The 22,594-nt window shown below is 66.6% G+C and carries 12 protein-coding genes and 2 other RNA genes; 9 read left to right on the forward strand and 5 right to left on the reverse strand.

The genetic code is table 11. The features are described 5' to 3' along the window. Positions 1-3 precede the first annotated feature (3 nt). Positions 4-336: a divalent-cation tolerance protein CutA gene (gene cutA / locus ACCQ16_RS02670; protein WP_008571855.1), complete on the reverse strand. Its 333-nt coding sequence runs from the start codon at positions 334-336 to the stop codon at positions 4-6. Between the two features lie 384 nt (positions 337-720). Here cutA and ACCQ16_RS02675 point away from each other — a divergent pair. After that, positions 721-795, forward strand: a non-coding RNA gene (locus ACCQ16_RS02675) — sX9 sRNA. A gap of 4 nt (positions 796-799) precedes the next feature. Here ACCQ16_RS02675 and ACCQ16_RS02680 read toward each other — a convergent pair. After that, a complete protein-coding gene (locus ACCQ16_RS02680; protein ID WP_218489651.1) occupies positions 800-2,590 on the reverse strand; it encodes an endonuclease in 1,791 nt (596 codons plus the stop codon). A 140-nt stretch (positions 2,591-2,730) separates the two neighbouring features. On the opposite strand from ACCQ16_RS02680, the gene ACCQ16_RS02685 reads away from it, so the two are divergent. The 3 genes from ACCQ16_RS02685 to groL all read left to right on the forward strand — a co-directional run bounded on the left by ACCQ16_RS02685 (position 2,731) and on the right by groL (position 5,062). After that, positions 2,731-2,800: non-coding RNA, sX9 sRNA (locus ACCQ16_RS02685), on the forward strand. Between the two features lie 198 nt (positions 2,801-2,998). Then, positions 2,999-3,286, forward strand: coding sequence for a co-chaperone GroES (locus ACCQ16_RS02690; protein WP_003483210.1), 288 nt, complete (start codon positions 2,999-3,001; stop codon positions 3,284-3,286). Positions 3,287-3,421: 135 nt separating this feature from the next. Further along, entirely contained in the window at positions 3,422-5,062 is a 1,641-nt protein-coding gene (gene groL / locus ACCQ16_RS02695; protein WP_011346211.1) for a chaperonin GroEL, read from the forward strand. A gap of 114 nt (positions 5,063-5,176) precedes the next feature. On the opposite strand, the gene xopX is transcribed toward groL, so the two are convergent. Beyond that, entirely contained in the window at positions 5,177-7,276 is a 2,100-nt protein-coding gene (xopX, locus tag ACCQ16_RS02700; protein WP_277572962.1) for a XopX family type III secretion system effector, read from the reverse strand. A 501-nt stretch (positions 7,277-7,777) separates the two neighbouring features. Between xopX and ACCQ16_RS02705 the strand changes: the two genes are divergently transcribed. The 4 genes from ACCQ16_RS02705 (at position 7,778) to ACCQ16_RS02720 (ending at position 17,706) form a co-directional block, all read left to right on the forward strand. Continuing rightward, positions 7,778-10,591 (forward strand): TonB-dependent receptor plug domain-containing protein, encoded by a 2,814-nt coding sequence (locus ACCQ16_RS02705; RefSeq protein ID WP_029818524.1) that lies wholly within the window; start codon positions 7,778-7,780, stop codon positions 10,589-10,591. A 530-nt stretch (positions 10,592-11,121) separates the two neighbouring features. Next, on the forward strand, positions 11,122-12,195 hold the full coding sequence (locus ACCQ16_RS02710; RefSeq protein ID WP_014089228.1) for a 3-deoxy-7-phosphoheptulonate synthase: 1,074 nt from the start codon (positions 11,122-11,124) through the stop codon (positions 12,193-12,195). A gap of 789 nt (positions 12,196-12,984) precedes the next feature. Next, the gene (locus ACCQ16_RS02715; RefSeq protein ID WP_277572960.1) at positions 12,985-15,162 is read left to right on the forward strand and encodes a translocation/assembly module TamB domain-containing protein; all 2,178 of its coding nucleotides are present in this window, start codon (positions 12,985-12,987) and stop codon (positions 15,160-15,162) included. A gap of 93 nt (positions 15,163-15,255) precedes the next feature. After that, on the forward strand, positions 15,256-17,706 hold the full coding sequence (locus ACCQ16_RS02720) for a hypothetical protein (protein ID WP_277572959.1): 2,451 nt from the start codon (positions 15,256-15,258) through the stop codon (positions 17,704-17,706). Between the two features lie 420 nt (positions 17,707-18,126). Here ACCQ16_RS02720 and ACCQ16_RS02725 read toward each other — a convergent pair whose 3' ends face one another. Continuing rightward, entirely contained in the window at positions 18,127-19,047 is a 921-nt protein-coding gene (locus ACCQ16_RS02725) for an SMP-30/gluconolactonase/LRE family protein (protein WP_011346216.1), read from the reverse strand. Next, on the reverse strand, positions 19,047-19,565 hold the full coding sequence (locus ACCQ16_RS02730) for a cupin domain-containing protein (protein ID WP_277572958.1): 519 nt from the start codon (positions 19,563-19,565) through the stop codon (positions 19,047-19,049). Before ACCQ16_RS02730 ends, ACCQ16_RS02725 begins: the two co-directional genes overlap by 1 nt. 162 nt (positions 19,566-19,727) lie before the next feature. Between ACCQ16_RS02730 and glnE the strand changes: the two genes are divergently transcribed. Then, positions 19,728-22,553 (forward strand): bifunctional [glutamate--ammonia ligase]-adenylyl-L-tyrosine phosphorylase/[glutamate--ammonia-ligase] adenylyltransferase, encoded by a 2,826-nt coding sequence (glnE, locus tag ACCQ16_RS02735; RefSeq protein WP_277572957.1) that lies wholly within the window; start codon positions 19,728-19,730, stop codon positions 22,551-22,553. The last annotated feature ends 41 nt before the right edge of the window (positions 22,554-22,594 follow it).

Raw genomic sequence — 22,594 nt, forward strand, 5'->3', positions numbered from 1 at the left:
ACGTCAGAATTCCTTGCGGGTTTCGGCCCGGACCCAATCGAGATATGCCGGCAGCCCGGCGCTGGCTTGGACAGCGACCGCCTCCGGCAGTTCATACGGATGCAAGGCCTGCAGCCGCGCGATGGCGTCGGGCAGGCAGTCGTCCCAGGTCTTGATCAGCAACTGCACCTCGGTGCTGCGCTCGATCGCGCCCTTCCAGCGGTACAGCGATTGCACGCCGGGCAATAGGGTGACGCAGGCGGCCAGCCGTTCGTCGAGCAAGGCCTGCGCAATGCGCTCGGCGCTGTCGGTATCCGGGCAGGTGCTCACTAACAAATGGAGGGAAGGTGCGCTCATTGGACCCGGCAGTGTAATCCCCTGTTTGCGGGGGATCGACCGCCGATTCCGGAACAAGACGTTAACTTCGTGGCCCCGGTGAGATGGCGTGCTCAAGCGACCCTGCGGTCAGCACGCGGCGCCTTGGATGGTTCCGGGTTCGCTTGCGCCCTGCCGTGCACGGCAGGGCGGCTACCCGGGTTCGGCCAATGGGGGATCAATGCCGTGGCGCCTGCAGGCAACGCATGCCGTCTGTACAGACGCCCGGCGTCACCGGTTGGGGCAAGGCGCCCGGCGCGATCTGCTCCGGGCCCCGCGCCTCACCCGCCCGGCCGGTGCAGCCCAGGCCAACAGGCAACACGGTTGCGCTTGCCGCCAGGCGGGTGCGGCGGGCCCGGAATCGGCATGTACCACGCGTACAGTGCGGTTCCGAGCGTGCCGTTCACCCCGCCTGGCGACTGCGCGCGACGTGCGTGAGCCGGTCTTAGTTGGCCAGCTGGCAACTGGCCGGCTTGGCCGAGTTGAACAGGCTGGCGGTGGCCCATTCGGGGTGATCCACGAACGGGTTGCGGTTGCCCTGGAAGCTGAAGATCACCTCGTTGCGGGCGCGCTCGGCATCGTCCGGCGGGTCGGCCTGATGCCAGGCCAGCAGGGTGGAGAGCAGGCCCATGTAGGCCGGCGAGGCCGCGGTCTGCACGATCTTGCTGCGGTCGTCGGTCAGCTCCAGGTCCGGCTCGGATTGTCCGGTGGCCGCATCCAGCCCGCCTTCATAGCGGATGGCCATGTACATCACCGCGCGCGCCATGTCGCCCTTGCGCCGGCCCCACACCTCGAAGGTGCCGCTGTTGCCGTCGGGCGTGCGGACCCAGTTGGAATTGCCCGGGTATCGTCCGCTGCCGCCGCCACTGCCGTCGTTGACCTCGGTCACCCGCTCGCCGCAGCTGCTGGTGCAGGTGGCATAGGGCTTGTTGCCGCGGTCTGCGTTGAAGCTGGTGTCGGTCAGGTACAGCATGTGGGTGTCGGTATAGGGCGCGTACGGCAGGCCGCGGTCGCCGGTGGCGCTGCCAAAGCCCAGCGAATTGGGCCAGGTGTGCTCGCGGTTGTAGGTGAGCCCGCTGCCGGTGCCGGCGCGGTCGCTGACCTTGGCATAGCTGCGGTTGCGGTAGGCGTCCAGGATGCGGCCGCTGTTGTTGGGATCCTCGTCGGCCATTTCCAGGATGGTCCAGGTGCTGGTGCCGCTGCCGCTGTACGGGTAGACCGTGTGCCCCTTGATGGTGGCGTGCAACGAGCAGCGCAGCTGGCTGGCGCTGGCGGTATTGACCCGCGCGTAGTACCCGGTACCGCCGCCGCTGGCGGTGGCCACGGTGAAGGCGATGGACTGGTTGGCGGCCGGGCTCAGGCCGGTGGCATCGCGGATGGCGCTGGCGGTGATGGCCAGCGTGCAGCGCTCGCCGCCGACCAGGGCGGTGTTGGTGGACAGGGTGAAGCGGGTGCCGCTGGTCGGGTACGTCAGCGCCACGTTGCCGGAGCTGGCGCAGCTCAGCGCAAACGCACCGCTGCCCAGCGTCACCGCTTCGCTGAAACCCACGGCCAGATCGCCGGCAGCCGGAAAGCCGGTGGCGCCTTGCGTTGGTGTGGTGCTGCTGATGGTGGGAGCACCGGTACTTCCACCGCCGTCGCTGCCGGTGAAGGTCTGGCCGCGGTTGCAGGCGCCGAAGGTCTGTGCCGCCGAGCCGGCCCAGCTGAAGTTGGCCGCGCTGCTGCCGGTACCGGTCAATTGCAGCGAACTGCCGACCGCGGTGCTGTTGCTCTCGCTCACCGGCAGGTTCTGGCTGGTCACGCCGGCCGCCGGGCCGCCGCTGCCGGTGATGGCGCCTTCATAACTGAGGAACTGCACCAGCTGCCCGTTGGGGTCGACCAGCGCCACGCCGTCGTTGGGGCCGTTCTGCACGCCGTTGCTGGCATAGCTCACCGTGGCCATACGCACCTGGCTGCCGCAGCTGACCACCGTGCCGGCCGGCACCGCCGTATTGGCGTACACCACTGCCGCACTGGGGCTGTTGCCGTTGTACAGGTAGATGCGGTAACCGCTCAGCGATTCGCCGGCAGTGGCCACCACTTCCACCCCCTCGCCGCTGTCGCCGGAGGCGCCCGCGTCGTCGTAGTGCAGTTCGTTGATGAAGACCGCCGCATTGGCGGAGGTGGCACCGAGTGCGAACGCGCAGGCCAGGGGAAGGGTGCAACGCAGGGACACGAAACGGGACGGCAACCTCATCGACAGCTCCTTGTGATCGGGGAATGCGTTCCCGACTGTAAGGCGCGCGCATGACAGGCGATGGAACCTGGTTCCATTTCTAGGGCATTGGACGAGACTGCTATACGCCTGCCAGGTGGGCGCGCCCGGTGCCCGTGGGCATGGACCCCATTCCGGTTCCCCAGCGACGTCCGCGCCCACCTGACAACCGCTCGCTCCGTTTTGTCGGCTGCCCTCGGCGGTTCGGAGAGAAGCGGTCGGAGAAAAATTTTTGCCGCCAGCCCTTGAAAGCCGCCCGCGCAGCACAATCTCTGGCCCGCACCCGCTTGTCGGGTTTTTTCCGCGCGCTGTGCTGGCAGTCGTCATGTGCGAGTGCTAACATCGCCGATAATTTCCAAGCCAATCAAACACTTAAGAGGTCTTCTCTCTATGAGCATCAAGCCGCTTCACGACCGCGTTGTAGTCAAGCCGATCGAAGCCGACGAAGTTTCCGCCGGCGGCATCGTGATTCCGGACTCCGCCAAGGAAAAGTCCACCAAGGGTGAAGTCGTCGCGATCGGCGCCGGCAAGCCGCTGGACAACGGCAGCCTGCGCGCGCCGGTGGTCAAGGTTGGCGACAAGGTCATCTACGGCCAGTACGCCGGCAGCAGCTACAAGTCCGAAGGCGTCGAGTACAAGGTGCTGCGCGAAGACGACATCCTGGCCGTCATCGGCTGATAGCCGTTGCCGGCGGGATTCGGGAGTCGAGATTCGGGATTGGTCACCGCGGCTTGCCGCACCAATCCGCCTCTCCTCCGGATCCCGCTCTAGCCAATCCCCAATCCCCAATCTCAAATCCCGGAGTAACAACCAATGGCTGCTAAAGACATTCGTTTCGGTGAAGACGCACGTACCCGCATGGTTCGTGGCGTCAACGTGCTTGCCAATGCCGTGAAGGCCACCCTGGGCCCGAAGGGCCGCAACGTCGTGCTCGAGAAGAGCTTCGGCGCGCCGACCATCACCAAGGACGGCGTTTCCGTCGCCAAGGAAATCGAACTGGCCGACAAGTTCGAGAACATGGGCGCGCAGATGGTCAAGGAAGTCGCGTCCAAGACCAACGACAACGCCGGCGACGGCACCACCACCGCCACCGTGCTGGCCCAGGCCCTGATCCGCGAAGGCGCCAAGGCCGTGGCCGCCGGCATGAACCCGATGGACCTCAAGCGTGGTATCGACCAGGCCGTCAAGGCTGCGGTCGTCGAGCTGAAGAACATCTCCAAGCCCACCACCGACGACAAGGCGATTGCCCAGGTCGGCACCATTTCGGCCAACTCGGACGAGTCGATCGGCAACATCATTGCCGAAGCGATGAAGAAGGTCGGCAAGGAAGGCGTGATCACCGTTGAAGAAGGCTCGGGCCTGGAAAACGAGCTGGACGTGGTCGAGGGCATGCAGTTCGACCGCGGCTACCTCTCCCCGTACTTCATCAACAACCAGCAGAGCCAGTCGGCCGACCTGGACGACCCGTTCATCCTGCTGCACGACAAGAAGATCTCCAACGTGCGTGACCTGCTGCCCGTGCTGGAAGGCGTGGCCAAGGCCGGCAAGCCGCTGCTGATCGTCGCCGAAGAAGTCGAAGGCGAAGCGCTGGCGACCCTGGTGGTCAACACCATCCGCGGCATCGTCAAGGTCGTGGCCGTCAAGGCACCGGGCTTCGGCGACCGTCGCAAGGCGATGCTGGAAGACATGGCCGTGCTGACCGGCGGTACCGTGATCTCCGAGGAAGTGGGCCTGGCGCTTGAGAAGGCGACCATCAAGGACCTGGGCCGCGCCAAGAAGGTGCAGGTCTCCAAGGAAAACACCACCATCATCGACGGCGCCGGCGACACCGCGGCGATCGAATCGCGCGTGGGCCAGATCAAGACCCAGATCGAAGACACCTCGTCCGATTACGACCGTGAGAAGCTGCAGGAGCGCGTGGCCAAGCTGGCCGGTGGCGTTGCAGTGATCAAGGTCGGCGCCTCGACCGAAATCGAAATGAAGGAAAAGAAGGCACGCGTCGAAGACGCCCTGCACGCCACCCGTGCAGCCGTCGAAGAAGGCGTGGTCCCGGGCGGCGGCGTGGCCCTGGTGCGTGCGCTGGTGGCCGTGGGCGAGCTCAAGGGCGCCAACGAAGACCAGACCCACGGCATCCAGATCGCCCTGCGCGCTATGGAAGCCCCGCTGCGCGAGATCGTGGCCAATGCCGGCGAAGAGCCGTCCGTGATCCTGAACAAGGTCAAGGAAGGCAGCGGCAACTACGGCTACAACGCCGCCAACGGCGAGTTCGGCGACATGGTCGAATTCGGCATCCTGGACCCGACCAAGGTGACCCGTTCGGCACTGCAGAACGCCGCCTCGATCGCCGGCCTGATGATCACCACCGAAGCCATGGTGGCCGATGCGCCGAAGAAGGACGAGCCGGCGATGCCGGCCGGCGGCGGCATGGGCGGCATGGGCGGCATGGATTTCTGATCCACGCCACTTCGGCTGTTGCAGCAAAAAAAAACCCCGCCCAACGGCGGGGTTTTTTTATGCGCGTCACTTGCGCAGGCACGCGGCAGTTGCCGATGACCGGCGGCCGTACCGTCAGGACGAAGGCACAGTGCTGGCTGCGGCCTGGTCCGGCGACGGATGGGTGCGCGCAGGCGAGCGTTGCTCAGGCGATGCGCTGGCTGCGGCGAGCGCCTCCTCCTCGTTTGCCTCGGTGATCTCGGTGATGGTGACGCTGCTGGCGGGCCTGGTCTGCGCCTGCGCGCCGGCGTCCTCGATCCCCTGCAGGGCGCTATCGGCAACGGTCTGCGCGTACTCCTGCGCCTGTTCCGGCGACAGGCTTTGCACATATCTGGCGGTGTCCTGCACGTGCTGGATGAGTTCCTCGGGCGAGGACGGCATGCGGGTTGCGAGCGCGGTACCGTCGGGCCCCCTGAAGACACGCATGATCTGACCGCCGCCCCAGTTCATCGCCAACTCTGCGCCACGCGCCATGGGGCCGGGCATGGTCATCGACATCAGCGACATGATCGCGCCGGCGTAGTAGGGCGATGAGGACGAGGCTTCGATCAGGCTCTTGTCTGCGAAGGTCTTGGACAATTTCTCCACGCCCAGGGCCAGCGCCATGACCAGGCTGCCGGAGCACATGGCCTTGAAGCGTTCCATGGCGTCCTGACGGGTCGCATGTGCGTTGACCGCCGATTGCATCATCACCGCCGTCACCACGACCGAGTCGGCCAACAGATCCACCGTGCCGATGCGATCGGGCTGGATCAGGTAGACCGTCAGCCCGGTCACTCCGGCTCCCAACAATGCCAATGCCAACTTGGGGGCGATGTCGTGGTTGGTCACCTGGCGCGGGAGGGTGGCTGGCTGGTCCTGGTCCACTTGTAGCGCAGCGCTCAGTCGCTTGCTGCATCGGTCCAGCGTCTCCAGCAGGTGCGTGCACTGGGCATTGAGCGTGCGGGTCAGCTCGCGCCCTTGGCTTGGGTCGGTGAAGTCGCGACGTGCCTGTTGAAACGCTTCCCGGCCGTGCTCCAGAGCGGCGCAGATCTCGTTGAGTTGCGTGCGCAGTTGCGCGCTGACCTGGCCGGGCGTCAGGCGTGCACGCAACCGCTGCGCCTGGCTCTGAAAACCGGCGTTTTCTGCAATGCCTGCGCCCAGATGCGACAGCTTGTGCTGCAGCCGATTGCCAAGCACGTTGAGGCTGTTCCAAAGGAAGGGCGTCAGCACCATCGCCGCGCACGCCGTCGATGCGGCCGCGGCAAATCCCAGGTTGTTTTCCACTGCTTCGGCTTGGTGCCGCATGGAGGGGGTGCCGAATTTCTTGGGCAGTTCGGTGGTGAGAAACAATCCGTTGAGCAGAACGGAATAGAAGTGCATTTCGTTGGCGTCGCGCCCCAGCTGCCCGCCCATCAGCGGGAACGGAAGCCCGTCGGCGGTGGGGCGCAGTGCAGATGCCGAGAGCGTCATCACGCCCTTGGTTGCCGCGGCGATGGAATAGGCGAAGGTCTTGGCCTGGTTGCCCAGCAACGGACTGGGGACCATCAGTGGCCAGAGATTGACCAGGTTGGCCAGCGACTTGAGCGCCCGCCCGGTCGCAGGTGTGCCGTGCTCCAGCGGCTGCAGGGCGTCTTCCACGGCCTTGATGTCGCCGAGCAACTGCTGCCTGAAGCGTGCTTCCAGGCCGGTTGCCGCTTCGATGGCATCGCGCAGCTGCGTGATCTGTTGGCGGCACGCGGCCAGAGTGTGCGGGGCGCTCTGTTCCGGGTCGGTGTGACGCACCATCTGCAGGAATGCGGGATCGTCCGCATGGATCTGCAGCATGGTGCGCAGGTCCGCCAGCGACCAGAGATTGGACGCCCCCTTCGATACCGCAGCGTAAGCCTGCTGAACGCCGCTTGCCAATGCGGCGTTTGCGCGTGCGGCAAGTGTTGCGGCGGTGGACGGGCCGGAGGCGCGTTCGGGTGAGTCGGCCTGCGGTTCGGGGTCGTGCGAAGGCACCGGCGAAGCGCCGTGCTCGGAGTCGGCGCTGGATGCGCGCGAACGGCTGCGCGGAGTGAGCGCAGCCAGGCTGGGGTGGAGCGGGGTTTGCGTCGGCGATGTGGCGTCGGCGACGGGGGCATTGTCGGTATGGATGTCGTGCAATGGCGCCAGAGAAGAGGGGCCTGCGGTTTGCTGTTTCTTGATCTCCATGGTGGGTTTCCTTGATGAGGGGGAGCGGCCAGCGCGTACTGGCTGGCGCGCCTGCATCATTCGAACAAGCCTGCCCGGCCGGCCTAACGCGATGCGAACTACTGCGTTGCAGGAAGAACCAACCAGGCAGGACGATGGCAACTTGTGATCGCATGACCTGTTGCCAGCTGCGCAGGGTCGAGTGCGCTGGGAGCGCAATCATCGCAGTGAGGGCAGCCCCAGCCTGCCGGATAGTCGATCGCCGTCACACTCCGCGACCACCTGTTGACACCGATGTCATCGCAGCCTTAGCGTCGCTAGGCAGGCGTTTGCGCCGAGCGGTCGGGGGGCCATCGGACAAGGGGCAGCGGTGCACGCATCGCTGGCAGGCGTCGTTGCAGCGCATTGCCACGCCGGCCACGTCCGGCCTCTCCCGGGGATCTTATGAACTGCCGCAGTCATCGCCTTGCCTTGTCGATTTCCGTCTCCCTTGCCGTGACTGCCGCGTGCGCGCCGCCGCTCATGGCCCAGCAAACCGAACCCGATGCCACGCGCGCCACCTCCACGCTGGATGCGGTCAGCGTCACCGGCTCGCGCATCAAGCGCGCGCAGGTCGAAGGTGCGCAACCGGTGGTCACCATCAGTGCGCAGCAGATCCAGCAGGAAGGCTTCGCCACCGTCTACGACGTGCTCAACAGCATGAATCAGCAGGGCTCGGTGGAAGCCGATACGCAGTGGGGCTCGCATACGCCCAACGCCTCGCCGATCAATCTGCGCGACCTCGGGCCGGGGCGGACGCTGTTGCTGGTCAACGGGCATCGCGTGGCCGATTACCCGCTGCCCTACGGCGGCGAGAGCAACTTCTCCAACTACAGCAATATTCCTTCCGCTGCGGTGGAGCGCATCGACATCCTCACCGGCGGCGCGTCGGCGATCTACGGCTCCGATGCAGTGGCCGGCGTGATCAACGTGATCCTCAAGCGCGACTATCAGGGCGACCAGGTGCGCCTGCGCGGCGGCACCGCCACCGAAGGTGGGCGCGACAGTTTCGACGTGTCCTGGGCCGGCGGGCGCACTGGCGAGAACTGGAGCCTGACCTACGCGCTGCAGGCCACCAAGCGCGACCCGTTGAGCGGGCGCGATCGCCCTGAAATGGACGATTCGGACGACATGTCCTATTCCAACTGGACCGGCCAGAACCGCCTGTACGGCTTCAATCCGTTCACCGGCTTGAGCCTGATCGACGCCAATACCAACGAGCGCCTGGCACCGCCGGCCGGCACCTGCGCGCGCTTTGGCGGTGAGTTCATCGACGGGCAGCGGCTGAGCTACAACCAGAACACCGGTGCGCTCACCAATGCCGGCGATTACTGCGGCGTCGCGCGCGATTACGGCGACTGGGGTCTGGTCACCGGCAGCGAGGATTATTCGGCATATCTCTACGGCACCTGGAAATTCGGCGAGCACACCGAGGCTTGGGCCACGCTGTCTGCCAACCGCAGCATCGGCCGCTGGACCTACGACCCGCCGTACGCGTACCTGGGCCCGTTCCAGGACGCGGCCACCGGGCGTTCGTTGAACCTGATCCGCCAGCTCACCCGGCGCGAAGCCGGCGGCTGGGACCGGCTTGCCAACTACAACAAGGAGCAGTCCTGGGATCTGAGCGCCGGCTTGCGCGGCGTCTGGGCCGACCGTTTCGATTGGGAATTGAGCGTGGGCCGCTCGCGTTACACCGTCGACGAATACATCCGCACCGTGGACACCGCGCGCGCCACCGACTACTTCCTCGGCAGCTCCCTCGGCACTGCCGCCGATGGCACGCCGATCCATGCGATCAACGAGGCGCGCCTGTACACGCCGCTGTCGTCGGACCAGTACGACGCGCTGGTCGCCAAGTCGCATAACTCGGCGTATTCGTGGGTGAATCAAGCCAGTTTCAGCGTGAGCGGCGATGTGGTGCAGGGCTGGGCCGGGCCGATCCGCTTCGCCACCGTGGCCGAAGTGGCAAAGCAGGGCTATCAACTCTCGCCCGACCCCTGCGCCAACGAGTGCTACCCGGTGGATGTGGTGGACAGCGGCGGTGGCGAACGCATGCGCAGTTCGGCCGGTCTGGAATTCCAGATTCCATTGCTCTCCACGTTGAGCGCGAATGTGGCCGGCCGTTACGACCGCTACGGCAATTACCGTTCTTCGGCCGCCATCCCCACCGATGTGGGCACGCAGAGCGACACCACCTGGAGCGCGGGCCTGGAATGGCGGCCGGTGGAAAGCCTGCTGGTGCGCAGCACCGTGGCCACCAGCTTCCGCGCACCCGACATGCATTACGTGCTGGGCGAACCCAGCTCCACCAACCAGACGGTGATCGATCAGTACCGCTGCATTTCCTCGGGCGCGTATTTGACCGGCGGCTGCAACGACGAGAACAACAACATCTTCTACACGGTGGACGTCAATCGTCGCGGCACCCCTGATCTGCGCTCGGAAACCGGCCGCTCGTTCACCGGTGGCGTGGTGTGGGACATCGCCCAAGGGCTGTCGTTGAGCGTGGATTACTACCGCATCCAGCTGGAGGAGATGATCAAGGACCTGGACCGCGACGAGATCCTGTCGGCCGAAGCCGGCTGCCGTACCGGCACCACCATCAGCGGCGGCACGTGGAATAACCCCGGCGGCGCGGGCTATTGCGACACCATCACCTCGCGCGTGATGCGCAATGCCGACGGCACCATCGCCAGCATCGAGCGCGGACCGATCAACCTGGCGCAGATGGAAACCTCCGGCATCGATGCGTCGCTGAAGTATCGCCTTGCCACCGCAGGCTGGGGCAACTTCCAGCTGTCGCTGGACTACAACAATCTGATCGCCTACCGCGAGCAGATCTACCGCACCGACAGCGACGAAAACCGCCGCGACGAACGCGTGCGCAGCCGCGTGCGTGGCAGCGTGCATTGGGACAACGGCGGCGCCTGGGACTGGACGGTGTATTTCCGCCGGATCGGCTCCATGCGCGCGGTCAACTGGGGCACCTGCGAACGCTTCGACGACGGCTATCAACCCAGCGCCTCCGATGCGTGCCTGGTGACCGACACCGCCAACGTGCATCTGGGCGAAACCAGCAAGCGTTACTTCGGCCGCGTGGGCCCGGCGATCTACTGGAACCTGAGCACCGGCTACAAGATCACCGACCACGCCAAGGTCAATTTCTACGTCAACAACGTCTTCAACGAAGTGGGCTACGACCACAAGGAACGCTTCTACGGGTACGGCTTCTACAACACCACGCTGTTCAACCCGATCGGCCGCGAAGTGGCGGCCGAATACGTGTTCACGTTCTGAGCGAGTGCGGCGCTTGCGCACGCCACGGTGGCGGCCGTGGCGTGCGGGCGTCTGGTGTCTGCACTGCTTCCGGCAGGGCCGCAGGACCAGGCGAGACGACCAGCTCGATCAGCGCGTCATCGATTGTTTGCATCGCGCCGATTGGCGACAGCGCCATCGTCATCCGTTGGATTGGCGGCCGCCGCGGGAACCTGTGCCGACTTCACCGCTGCGGCCGCATGCATTTCAACGCGCGGGTGTGCCGGAGCCAGTGGAGGGGCGTTCGCTTCCACCTGTGCCCGGTCCGTTGCCGATGAAACAGTGGCAACGCGCAAAAGTGCGTGGTATCAATGCATCCCATGAACGCACCCCGCAGCCAGTTTTATTTTTGGTACTACGGTTTTCCGATGCCGCTGGCGGAGGAAGGATTGCGCTCACCCTGAAGGCAACTTCAGCAGCATTCCCGAAAAGCCGCCAGCGCACACCTGGCGGCTTTTTTGTTGCCGCCGCGCCTGGCTCCCCGATGCAACACCGCCCACCGAGACACTGTGATGCCGCCTGTAACCGATGACCTGCGTATCCGCAAGATCGAAACCCTCGCACCGCCTGCGCAACTGCTGTCGCTGCTGCCCTGCGATGAGCGCGCCTCCGAAACCGTCACCAATGCGCGCGCCGCGCTGCACGACATCCTGCACGGGCGCGACGATCGCCTGGCCGTGGTGATCGGCCCCTGCTCGATCCACGACCCGGTCGCGGCGATGGAGTACGCACAGCGCCTGCGCCCGTTGCGCGACCAGTTCGGCGACGCGCTGGAGATCGTGATGCGGGTGTACTTCGAAAAGCCGCGCACCACCATCGGCTGGAAGGGCCTGATCAACGATCCAGACCTGGACGGCAGCTTCCAGATCAACAAGGGTCTGCGCGTAGCGCGTGGCCTGCTGCGCGATATCAACAATCTCGGCCTGCCGGCCGGCGTGGAATTTCTCGACATCATTTCGCCGCAATACATCGCCGACCTGGTGGCCTGGGGCGCGATCGGCGCACGCACCACCGAGAGCCAGGTGCATCGCGAAATGGCATCCGGGCTGTCATGCCCGGTGGGCTTCAAGAACGGCACCGGCGGCGACGTCAAGATTGCGGTGGACGCGGTGGGCGCGGCCTCGCATCCGCATCATTTCCTGGCCGTGACCAAGGACGGACACACCGCCGTGGCAGCGACGGCGGGCAACCCGGATTGCCATGTGATCCTGCGCGGCGGCAAGCAGCCCAACTTCGATGCGGCCCATGTGGAAGCGGCCAGCCAGGTGCTCAATGCATCCGGCCTGCCCGCGCGCCTGATGATCGATGCCAGCCACGCCAACAGCAGCAAGAATCCCGAGAACCAGCCCAAGGTCGTCGAGGACATCGCCCATCAGCTGGAAAACGGCGAAACGCGCATCGTCGGCGTGATGGTGGAAAGCCACCTGGTCGGTGGGCGTCAGGACCTGTTGCCGGGGTGCGAACTGACCTACGGCCAGAGCATTACCGACGGCTGCATCGGCTGGGACAGTTCGGTGCAGGTGCTGGAACGCCTGGCGAGCGCAGTGCGCGCACGGCGCATGCGCCGGATTGCCGAGGCTGCGTGAGTGGCGACGCAGCAGCATCGGCAGAACATGTGCTGATGCTGCGTGGAGCATCGCCAACACGGAATGATTGCCAGGCAGCGCGTTGGCTGGTCTGCGGTGAGCGTGAGGCCTCGCGCGTCCCCTCATCCGGCGCTGGGCGTCACCTTCTCCCGATGGGAAAGCGTCTTGCGGCTGGCACGTGCGTCGGTGCAGCGGGCGTCGGCAACTGCGCAGGCGATGAAGTGGATGCGCCGAACGCTCGTCACGCCTCACCGAGGAGAGAAGGCACCGCTGGCGCGCCGATCTCGTGCAGGTGCAGCGTTCAACATGACGCGCAGCGGTGCCATCGGCGACGACGCTCAGCGACGACCAATGGCGACATTGATCGGCTTTGGCAGTGAGCGCAGGCGTCTGGCAGGCCGCTGCAGGCCAAGAACGTCGGGCCGGCGCAGGGAGCCGGCCCGACGGATTGGACACCACCCAGTGATGGCCCGTTTCGCTCAGTGACAGAAGGGGGAGAGAGCCTTCCTGGCACAGGAAGCGAGCGGGCAGGACCGTTATCCACCCGGCACGTGACCCTGCGATGTCGCTGCATGTCGTGCGCAGCAATGAAGTTCGAGAAGCGTTAAACGCCGGGATTGCGCGATTGCAGCGGTTCAGCGCATCGCCGGCGCAGCACCGGTCACCGGCCGCGCGCCAACTTCCAGGCTCGCCGCCGATTCCCGATTCCCGCAACGGCACCAGCCTTGTTCACGCGTCGCGGTCAGCGCAACCGGGATAGTGGCGGCAGACTCTTTCCTGCCTGTGCCCATGCCCTCACTTCGCGACCGCTTCCAGCGCTGGCCACGGCCGTGGCGTCGTGCAGTGGGCGTGGTGTTGGCGCTGTACGCGCTGTATCTGCTGGCCGGCAACCTGTATCTCAATACCCCGCTGTTCGACGCCAGCACCAATCGGCAACCGCACAAGTTCACCATGCAGACCGGCCCGGCAGTGACGCTGTTTCCGGGCGAGGTCATCGCCTGGAACGTGCGCATGCGTGGGCAGGCCAACCGCACCGTGTACGTCTTCCACGCCGACCGCGCACATGCGCGTATCGCCCTGCTGGCCTTGTTTCGGCGCGAAGTGCGGCTGCCCTGGCTGCATGCCACCGGCGTGAGCGCAGAAGTGGAAACCTCCGATACGCCGATTCCGCCACCGCCGCGGGGCGACCAGGGCTGGACGTTGCGCTTTGATGCAATCACCAGCAACAGCATTCGCAGTGCCCGCCTGGGCAAATTGCTGATTGCCGGACAAGGGCACGGCAAGGTCGGTTTCCTGAAGCAACTCAAGGGCGGGCCGTCGGAACTGTTTCCTTCCGAAGCGGGCTTTACCGACGCGGTGGTCAGCTACGACGGAGTGCAGGTGTTCAACGGTGCGCAGCTGGATGCGCAGTTCCAGTTTCCACGCCATTACCGCGACCAGGCGCCGGGCTTGCGCAAGCTCGGCATCACCGCCGCACGGCTACAGCTCAAAGCCAATTCCGTGGCGCTGAAGATCGACACCGGCGCGCCGCATGTGGACATCGGCAGCGGGCCATCGGCCGCGCGCGTGGAGGCCGATATCCGCCTGGCCAGCGGCGCGCTGCAGCCGGGCAGCCGTGCGGTGTGGCGGCTGCCATTGCTTGCGGGCGTTGGTGCCACCGACCGCGGCATGCTTGCGCTGCAACTGGACGTGGCGCAGGACATCCGCGTGCAGGCGCGGCTGCCGCGCGATGAGAAGACCGGCAGCGAGCTGCACGCCGATCTGCGCGTCGCCGGGCGCAGCGTTCCGTTCGAACGGCCTGCGCAGCTGTTGCCGCGCCTGTCGGGGCAGGTGCGTGGGCGCTGGAAGTTCGAATCGTTGAACTGGATCGCCGAGCTGTTCGTGCGCAAGCCGTGGTTCCAGCTGGAAGGTGGCGGTCTGGTCGAAGCGGACCTGCGCCTTGCACAGGGCCGGTTGAGTGCCGGCAGCACGCTGGATATTCCGCGCGTGGAGGCCGTGGCGCAGGTATTTGACACGCGCCTGGCCGGCGTGGCCAAGGCGCACGGGCGCATCGACGATGCCGCCACCCCGCAGGCGCATCTGGATGTCAGCATTCCCACCTTCAAGGCGGCGCCGCGCGATGCGCCCAAACAGCTCCTGCTGGACGGCCGCGATCTGCAACTGGCCATGCATGGCGATGCCGAGCTGGCCCGCCTGAGCGACACGCTCAAGGCGCAGCTGCGTTTCAGCGATGCGCGTGTGCCCGATCTCACCGCCTACAACCGCTATCTGCCGGGCAATAACGTGCGCCTGCTCGGCGGCAGCGGCAGCCTGACCGGCGATGTGGCGCTCAATGCCTCCGGCGATGTCGGTAACGGGCATGCGCATCTGCGCGGGCAGGGCGCGCACCTGGCGTTGGCTGGCGTGCAGATGCGCGGCGATGCCGAGTTGCAGGCAACGCTGCAGCGCGCCGACTTCAAGAACAAGTTCTTCGACCTCAGTGGCACACGCATACGCCTGCGCAACATGCGCGTGGGCGACGACGGCAAAGACGCCGATTGGTGGGGCGAATTGCAAGTGGGTGCCGGCACCATCCAGGCCGAGGCACCGTTCCAGGTGGATGCCGAGGCAGCCCTTCGCATGCGCGATATCGCACCACTGCTCTCGGTGTTCGCCCAGCGCGCCGACTATCCGCGCTGGGTGCTGGGTTTGCTGGATTCGGGCGAACTGGATGCGACCGGCCGGCTGCGTTGGCGCAAGCAGCAGCTGCTGATCGACGACCTGCATGCGGAAAACGCGCGCTTGTCGCTGCGTGCGCGGCTGGCCTTGAACGATGCGCAGCGGCGCGGCGATCTGTATCTGCGCTGGGGTGTGCTGGGTGCCGGCATCGAACTCGATGGCAAGCAGCGGCAGTGGCATCTGGCCGGTGCGCGCCAGTGGTATGACGCGCAGCCCGCACTGTTGCCGGCGGTCTCCAAAACCAAGTGATGCGGCCGCTGGCGTGAGCGTGCTGCGCCCTGCTCACGGCTGGCTTGGCACACTGTGCCCAGCCGCGTGCGCGGTTTCCAGGAGCCTGCCGTCATGACGATGCCTGTTCGCGCCCGCTGGCGCGCCTTGCCACGCTTACTGCGATGGCCGCTATCGGCACTGATTGCGCTGTACGCAAGCTATTTGCTGCTGGGCAACCTATTGCTCAACACGCCGCTTGGCCCGGCTGCGCTGAATCGCTCGCCCGACAAGTTCACGATGCACTGGGGCCCTGCGCTGACCTGGTGGCCGGGGCGTGTGGTGCTGTGGGATGTCGACCTGCAAGGCCATTCGGCACGCACGCACTGGAATGTCAGCGCGCAGCGGATGAGTGGGCAGATTCGGCTGCTGCCATTGCTGCACCGCCAGCTGCTGGTGCCGCAGTTGCATGTGCGCGGTGTGCGTGGCGGTATGGAGGCTGCAGCCGCAACGCCCGGGACGGGGGCGATGCAATCCCCTGCGGCGGCGCAAGCGACGCGTGCTGCTGTTGCTGCGGCGAAGGGGGCCGCGGATACGCCGGCCGCTTTAGCAAACGAGCGGGCGCCCACAGCAACGCCCAATGCCGAACACTCGGCGACGACGCAGACGCCCGCGCAGGATCTGCGCGTGACGATTGCAACGGCCACGACGGACGCGAAGCCCGGAATGCCTATCACCAGCACACCGCAATCAGCCAGGCGCGCCGACACGCAAGCCGGTACACCCGCCTCGCCAACCGCCTGGACCCTGCAATTGGACCGCATCGTTGCCGAGCAGGTGCAGGCCGTGTCGCTGCGTCAGCTGCACATCGAAGGGCAGGGCCAACTGCAACTGGGCCTGTTCAAACAACTGCGTGGCGGGCCGATGGAAATCTTCCCCTCCCATGCAGTGTTCGAATCGGCGCGTGTGCGGTGGGGGCAGGACGAAGTGATGCGCAATGGGCAGCTGCGTATCGACGCCAGCATCGCGCGGCATTCACCGGAGCAGGCAAGCGGACTGGCGGTGCTGCAACTCACCGACGCGCTGATCGCCGTGCATGGCGACACCGCAGCGCTGGATGTCACCCGTCATGCGCAGGGCCGGCACACGCTGGCGACCCGTGCCGGCAAGGGGCGTGCAGATGGCGAGCTGCGCTGGATACGTGGCGCGTTGCAGCCCGGGAGCCAGCTGCAATGGCGCGCGCCGCTGCACGACAGCACGCGCGCGCCGGCCGCATTGCTTGGCGAATTGACGGCGCAGTTACAGGTCGATCAGGACATGCGGCTCAAGGTCAGCATGCCCGAGCCGGCCGATGCCGGGCTGACGCTGGACGCCGACCTGCGCGTGCAAGGCAGGCAATTGCCGGTGCAATCCATGCGCAGCCTGTTGCCGCGCACGTCCGGGCATGCGCGGCTGCATTGGCAGCTGTCTTCGTTGCGCTGGATTGCTGCGCTGTTTCCGGATGTGGATTGGCTGACCCTGGAGGGCGAGGGCCTGGTCGATGCCGATCTGCGGATCGATCGCGGCCAGCTTGCTGCCGGCAGCCGCCTGCAGGTGCCGCACGTGCACGCGCAGGTGGGCGTGATGGGGCATGCGATCACGGGACAGGCCAGTGCAGATCTGCGCGTGGACGCCGATGCCAGTGGACAGTTGCTGCCGGCGCTTGCACTGCAGATGCAGCAGTTTTCGATCGCGCATACCGACGCACCCGCGCGCCCGTTCGTGCAAGGCCGCGATCTGCGCCTGGATCTGCGCACACGCGCCGATGCGCGCAACCTGAGCAGCCTGCGCGATGCCACGCGCGCGCATCTGGTCTTCGCCAATGCCCGCGTGCCGGATCTGCGTGCCTACAACCGCTATCTGCCGCAGCAGCAACTGCGCTTTGACGGCGGTAACGGCGTGCTCAGCGGCGATCTGCAGATCGAGCCGGGTGGGCGCATCGGCAAGGGCGGTGTGCGCATCGGGGCGCGTGCAGCGCGGCTGCAGTTCGCCGGCCTGGCGTTGCGCGGCGATGTGGATGCGGATCTGCGCCTGCAGCGCGGCGATCTACGCGCCGAACAGTTCAGTCTCGATGCCAGCAGCATCCAGCTGCGCAATGTCGGATTCACCGGCCCGGATGGACAACACCGCGATGGCTGGTGGGCGCGCATCGTGCTGGACGATGCGCGCATGCAATGGCGACAACCGGTGGGCGTGGATGGGCGTGTGCGCATCCAGGTGCGCGATCTGGCATTTCTGGTGGCGCTGTATGCACGCGACCGCTCGATTCCGAACTGGATGCTCCGGCTGGTGGATGCAGGCCAGGCGCAGCTGACCGCACGCGCGCACTGGCAAGGCGACACGGTCATCGTCGATCGCTTGCAGGCGCGCAACGAACGCTTTCAGGTCGATGCGCGCCTGCGCCTGCAGGGCAATCAACGTCGCGGCAGTCTGCTGGCCCGCTGGGGATTGCTGAGCGCGGCAGTGGGCTTGCGCGGCGACACGCCCGAATGGCATCTGCGAGGTGCGCCGGAGTGGTATCGCGCGCAACCTGACCTGTTGCGCTGAGGCCTGCATCGCGCGCGCAGTCGTGAAGAAAAAACACCAGTTCTGTACTGCCTGGTATTGTTTTGCAGTGCAGCGTGCAAGTCCGATTCGGGGCGCGCACTATGATCCTGCATCCCGACGTGGGGGAGGGAGCAAAGCCCGCTGGCAGTTCGCTGCAAGCGGGCTTTTTTATGCCTGCAGGTTGCCGGGTCAAGCGCCAATCCGCGCGAGATCCGCTGCAAATGAAGGCCGCACCTCATGCCGTGGCTGCCGCCTGCGCGCATCGCGGCGAGCAGGCTTGCATGGCGTGGCGCTGCGCCCAAAACCTGGCGAGCGATCATGCTGCTGGATGTGCACGGCGTGCGTGCAACCGTTCGTACGCGTGATCCCTGCCATCGCGGGCAGCGGCCGCGTCCGCCTGGCGGTTTTCGTTAACCGTTCTTATTGCTGCAACTCCAGCAGCCACAGCGTGCTGCCGCCAGTGATGAACAACCGCCGTTGCTCCAGGTCGAAGGTGCAGTTGGACGCCGTGGCCGGTGTCGGCACCAGGCCGAGGTATTGGCCATCGGTGTCGAAGACGCACACGCCCGCGCCGGAGCTGCTCCATAGCCAGCCCTGGCGGTCCACGCAAAAGCCATCCGGCAGGCCGTCCGGCACCACCGCGAAGCGGCGCCGGTTGTGCAATGCGCCATCGCGCCAGTCGAAGGCGGTGATCTCCGGCGAGGTCGGGCCACCTTCGGGCGTCTGCGAGACGTACAGCACGCGTTCGTCGGGGGAGAACGCCAGCCCGTTGGGGTGATCCAGGCCGACCATGCACTGCAGGGCACCGCCATCGGGCGGCAGCCGGTAGACGCCGTGATGGTCCAGCTCCTGTGGGCCCGGGCAGCCCTGGCTGGGCTTGAGCAGCCCGAACGGCGGGTCGGTGAACCAGATCGCGCCGTCGTGCGCCACGATCAGATCGTTCGGCGAATTGAGCCGTTTGCCCTCGAACCGCCCGACCAGCAGATGCGCCCGGCCATCGACATCGCTACGGGTGATCGCGCGGCGCCCGTGTTCGCAGTGCACCAGTCGCTGTTGCGCATCCACCGCATTGCCATTGGTGAAGGCGGTGGCATCCAGCAGCACGTCCACCGCGCCGTCCTCGCGCCAGCCAAGCACGCGGCGGCCGACCACATCGCTCCAGACCAGCGTGCGCTGCGCCTCCCACCAGGCTGGCCCCTCGCTCCAGGTCGCCTGGTCGTAGAGGGTCAGCAGGCGCGCGTTGCCCAGGCGCGCCGCCAGCCCGGCGTGGCGCGTGGCGGGGGGCGGGCACTCGGCCGGCCGGGCGGCGCCGGGCGCGCGGACGCGGCAGTGGCGGTCCATCAGCGCGGCGCCGGATGGCCGAACGGATGCGCGGTGGCCGCGCCCGGCGATTGCGCAAACTGCACCATCATCTGCAGGCAAGGTTCATCGCCCAACTGGCCGGAGCGATGGCCGCGCTGATCGGTGGTGCCCTGGTCCTGGCCGAAATGGATGTCGCCAGGACCCATTTCCACGCGTGTGCCGTCGCCGGTTTCGATGAACCAGCGGCCACGCAACGGAATCACCCATTGCGGGTGCGGGCTCTCATGCCAGTCGCCGACCCAGCCTACCGGCAGCACCGCGAACTGGATGCCGAGCACCTCGCCGGGAAACGGGCGCAACCACTGCGGTGCGGCACCGCCACCCACGCTCTTGCGACCGAAGCCGGGCAATTGCGAGAGGTTGAGGCAGCTGTTGCCATCCGGCCCGGTCCATAGATGCAGAAAGGGCAGGCTGGGCGGCAGCGCAGGATCGTTGCCATCGGTCTGGAGCGGAATCTGCGAGGGCAGCAAGTGGGCAGGCAAGGGGGTGGACGACATGGCGGGACCTCGTGCGAAAGCCGCAGTGCAGCATGGCTGTCGTCAGGGCTGCGTAAGCGAGATGTTCAAGGCGGCGAAATGCTGCACGCTCTGTTGCAGTCACCCTGCGGGATCTCGCGCATGCGTGTACTCCCTGCGTGGCGGGGATGCCAAAATCCGGTCATGCCGATGCCGACCGTTTCCATGTCTCCTGCGCTCACCGCCCTGATCGAGCGGGCCGTGGCGCGTGTTCGTCAATCATTGCCTGTCGAGCAGGCGTGGCCGGGCGGCGCGTTCGATCGGCAGCTTGCGCAGGTCGCACTGGCCAGCGAGTTCGCGCTCGATACCTTGGCGCGGCAATCGGCGTTGCTGCAGCACCTGGCCCAACCCGATCCGCCGCCACTGCCACTGCCGCAGCTGGATCCAGCCCAGCCACCGCTGTGGCCTGCCCAATTGCGACGCTATCGCAGCGCCGAGTCCACGCGCCTGGTCTGGCGCGATGTGCTCGGTCTGGACAGCGTCGAAGCCACCCTGGCCGGCGCCACCCGGCTGGCCGAGCACTGCCTGCAATGCGGCCTGCAAGCGCTGGAGCAGCAGTTCCACACCCGCCACGGCAAGGTCGTTGCTGCAGACGGCAGCGTGCAGCGCCTGGTGGTGTTCGGGCTGGGCAAGCTGGGCGGTGGCGAGCTGAATTTTTCCTCGGACGTGGATCTGGTGTACGCCTATCCGCAGGGCGGCCAATCCGATGGCGCGCGTCCATTGGCAGCAGAAGAGTATTTCGCGCGATTGGGCCAGCAGCTGGCCAGGTTGCTGGACGAAACCACCGCCGACGGCTTCAGCCATCGCGTGGATCTGCGCCTGCGTCCATTCGGCACCGCCGGCCGCGTGGCGTTGTCGTTCGCCGGCATGGACCAGTATTTCCAGCGCGAAGGTCGCGATTGGGAGCGCTATGCCTGGCTCAAGGCGCGCGCGGTGGCTGGCGATATCGACGCCGGCGAAGCCTGGCTGGAAACGCTGCGCCCCTTCGTCTACCGGCGGTATCTGGACTTCACCGCACTGGATGGCTTGCGCGAAATGAAGGCCGCCATCACCGCCGAAGTGGCGCGGCACGATCGTCTGGACGACATCAAACGCGGGCCCGGCGGGATTCGCGAAATCGAGTTCCTGGCCCAATCGCTGCAGCTGATTCGTGGTGGACGCGAACCGAGTCTGCGCGAACGCCGGCTGCTGCCCGCGCTTCAGGCGCTGGTGGCCGCAGGCCAGATCGACCAGGAGAACGGCCAGGCGCTGTCGACGGCGTATCGTTTTCTACGCCGGCTGGAAAATCGCCTGCAGATGTTGCGCGATGCGCAGACCCACGCATTGCCGCAGGCGCCGCTGGATCGCGAGCGCATTGCGTTGGGCCTTGGGTATGCGGATTGGTCGGCATTGCTGGACGCGCTGGCACCGCAGCGCACACGCGTGGCCGCGGAATTCGCCGAACTGCTGGCCCCGCGCGTGCGCGCCACCGCACCGGACGCGCTTGCCGATTACTGGCGCGCGCTGCCGGAAGGCGATGCTGCGCCGTTGGCGGGGATTGGCTTGCACGATCCCGATGGCGCGCATCAGGCGCTGGCCGATTTCGCGCAGTCTTCCGGCGTGCGCGCGCTGTCCGATAGCGCGCGTGCGCGGCTGGATCGGGTGATGCCGGCACTGCTGCACGCGGCCACCCGCGCCAGCCAGTCGGATGCGGCAGTGCGTCGCATGCTCGGCCTGCTGCAGGCCACCTTGCGCCGCACCAGCTATCTGGCCTTGCTCGACGAGCAACCCAGCGCGCTTGCCCGCCTGGTCGATGTGCTCTCGCGCAGCGCGCTGCTGGCCGAGCGGCTGGCGGCGTATCCGTTGCTGCTGGACGAATTGCTCGACACCCGCATCAGCGGCCCGCTACCGGATCGCGCAGCGTTGCACGCGGCCTGCGCCGAGACCTTGCAGATCGACGACACCGAAGCGGCGCTGCGTGAACTCAACGAGCGCCGGCTTGCACTGAGCTTCCGTATTGCGCTGGCCACGCTGGATGGCCGCCAGCAGGCGGTGGAGAGCACCCGCCAACTGGCCTGGCTTGCCGAAGCGGTCGTGCAGACCGTGCTGCACCTGGCGCGCAGCGACATGCTGGCCGCGCACGGACACGTGCCTGGCGGCAGCTTCGCCATTGTCGGCTACGGCAGTCTGGGCGGGCTGGAGCTGGGATTCGGATCGGATCTGGATCTGGTGTTTCTGTACGATCATCCGCCCGAGGTGGACGCCTCCGACGGCAAGCGCCCGCTGGAAGCCGGGCGCTGGTTTGCGCGGCTTGCGCAGAAAGTGATGGCATTGCTGGCTGCCGAGACCGGCGCCGGCCGGCTGTACGACATCGATGTGCGACTGCGCCCGGATGGCGGCAAGGGCGCACTGGTGTCCTCGCTGGCCAGTTACCGCGACTACCAGCGCGATCGCGCCTGGACCTGGGAGCATCAGGCCCTGGTGCGTGCACGCGCGGTGGCCGGCGACGCGGCGCTTTGCGACGCGTTTGCCCGCGTGCGTCGCGACACGCTGATGCGGGTGCGCGACACCGCGCAGTTGCACGAAGACGTGCGCAAGATGCGGGCGCGCATGCGCGCCGAACTGGATCGCAGCGATGCCGGCCGGCTGGATCTCAAGCAGGGCGCTGGCGGCCTGGTGGATCTGGAATTCGTGCTGCAGGCCGGCGTGCTCGGGCTGGCAGCGCAGCAGCCGCAGCTGCTGGACGCCTGCGACACGCCAGCGTTGATCGACGCACTGGCGCGCACGCACTGGCTCCCGGACGAGAGCGGCGCACCACTGCATCAGGCGCACGCAACGCTGGTCGATGCCGGCCTGAGCTGCACGCTGGACCGCCGCCCACGCCTGCTCGCACCGACGCCGGCCATCCAGCAGGCGCGCGGCATCATCTTCAACGCAGCACGTGGGCAGGGCCTGACGTTTCCGCTGGGCAAGGATGAAACAGCGCTGTAACGGCCCCGGTGAGTGCGCCGCTTTCGATGCAGCTGCGGCAA

The sequence above is a fragment of the Xanthomonas sp. NCPPB 1062 genome, from assembly GCF_041481705.2.
Taxonomy (GTDB): Bacteria; Pseudomonadota; Gammaproteobacteria; order Xanthomonadales; family Xanthomonadaceae; genus Xanthomonas; species Xanthomonas euvesicatoria.

What these genes read in the sequence shown, in the direction of transcription:
- ACCQ16_RS02705 (WP_029818524.1), top strand. Translation starts at nt 7,778, where the DNA reads ATGGCCCAGCAAACCGAACCCGATGCCACGCGCGCCACCTCCACGCTG.
- ACCQ16_RS02710 (WP_014089228.1), top strand. Translation starts at nt 11,122, where the DNA reads ATGCCGCCTGTAACCGATGACCTGCGTATCCGCAAGATCGAAACCCTC.
- cutA (WP_008571855.1), bottom strand. Translation starts at nt 336, where the DNA reads ATGAGCGCACCTTCCCTCCATTTGTTAGTGAGCACCTGCCCGGATACC.
- ACCQ16_RS02730 (WP_277572958.1), bottom strand. Translation starts at nt 19,565, where the DNA reads ATGTCGTCCACCCCCTTGCCTGCCCACTTGCTGCCCTCGCAGATTCCG.
- ACCQ16_RS02690 (WP_003483210.1), top strand. Translation starts at nt 2,999, where the DNA reads ATGAGCATCAAGCCGCTTCACGACCGCGTTGTAGTCAAGCCGATCGAA.
- ACCQ16_RS02720 (WP_277572959.1), top strand. Translation starts at nt 15,256, where the DNA reads ATGACGATGCCTGTTCGCGCCCGCTGGCGCGCCTTGCCACGCTTACTG.
- ACCQ16_RS02680 (WP_218489651.1), bottom strand. Translation starts at nt 2,590, where the DNA reads ATGAGGTTGCCGTCCCGTTTCGTGTCCCTGCGTTGCACCCTTCCCCTG.
- ACCQ16_RS02715 (WP_277572960.1), top strand. Translation starts at nt 12,985, where the DNA reads ATGCCCTCACTTCGCGACCGCTTCCAGCGCTGGCCACGGCCGTGGCGT.
- xopX (WP_277572962.1), bottom strand. Translation starts at nt 7,276, where the DNA reads ATGGAGATCAAGAAACAGCAAACCGCAGGCCCCTCTTCTCTGGCGCCA.
- ACCQ16_RS02725 (WP_011346216.1), bottom strand. Translation starts at nt 19,047, where the DNA reads ATGGACCGCCACTGCCGCGTCCGCGCGCCCGGCGCCGCCCGGCCGGCC.
- groL (WP_011346211.1), top strand. Translation starts at nt 3,422, where the DNA reads ATGGCTGCTAAAGACATTCGTTTCGGTGAAGACGCACGTACCCGCATG.
- glnE (WP_277572957.1), top strand. Translation starts at nt 19,728, where the DNA reads ATGCCGATGCCGACCGTTTCCATGTCTCCTGCGCTCACCGCCCTGATC.